Below are 666 nucleotides of genomic sequence, written 5' to 3' on the forward strand. Positions count from 1 at the left end.
GGGTAGTTTAACTGGGGCGGTTGCCTCCTAAAGGGTAACGGAGGCGCCCAAAGGTTCCCTCAGCCTGGTTGGCAATCAGGTGTTGAGTGTAAGTGCACAAGGGAGCTTGACTGTGAGACTGACGGGTCGAGCAGGTACGAAAGTAGGGACTAGTGATCCGGCGGTGGCTTGTGGAAGCGCCGTCGCTCAACGGATAAAAGGTACCCCGGGGATAACAGGCTGATCTTCCCCAAGAGTCCATATCGACGGGATGGTTTGGCACCTCGATGTCGGCTCGTCGCATCCTGGGGCTGGAGTAGGTCCCAAGGGTTGGGCTGTTCGCCCATTAAAGCGGTACGCGAGCTGGGTTTAGAACGTCGTGAGACAGTTCGGTCCCTATCCGCTGTGCGCGTAGGAGTGTTGAGAAGGGCTGTCCCTAGTACGAGAGGACCGGGACGGACGAACCTCTGGTGTGCCAGTTGTCCTGCCAAGGGCATGGCTGGTTGGCTACGTTCGGGAGGGATAACCGCTGAAAGCATCTAAGCGGGAAGCCTGCTTCGAGATGAGCACTCCCACCTCCTTGAGAGGGTAAGGCTCCCAGTAGACGACTGGGTTGATAGGCCGGATATGGAAGCCCTGTGAGGGGTGGAGTTGACCGGTACTAATAGGCCGAGGGCTTGTCCTCAG

1 rRNA gene is annotated in these 666 nt (G+C 58.1%); it reads left to right on the forward strand.

Annotated features, from left to right (window positions below):
• Nucleotides 1-664 (forward strand): 23S ribosomal RNA (locus ACFP3U_RS37010); the annotation flags it as partial.
• Nucleotides 665-666 lie beyond the last annotated feature (2 nt).

Source organism: Kitasatospora misakiensis (assembly GCF_042656005.1).
GTDB lineage: Bacteria > Actinomycetota > Actinomycetes > Streptomycetales > Streptomycetaceae > Kitasatospora > Kitasatospora misakiensis.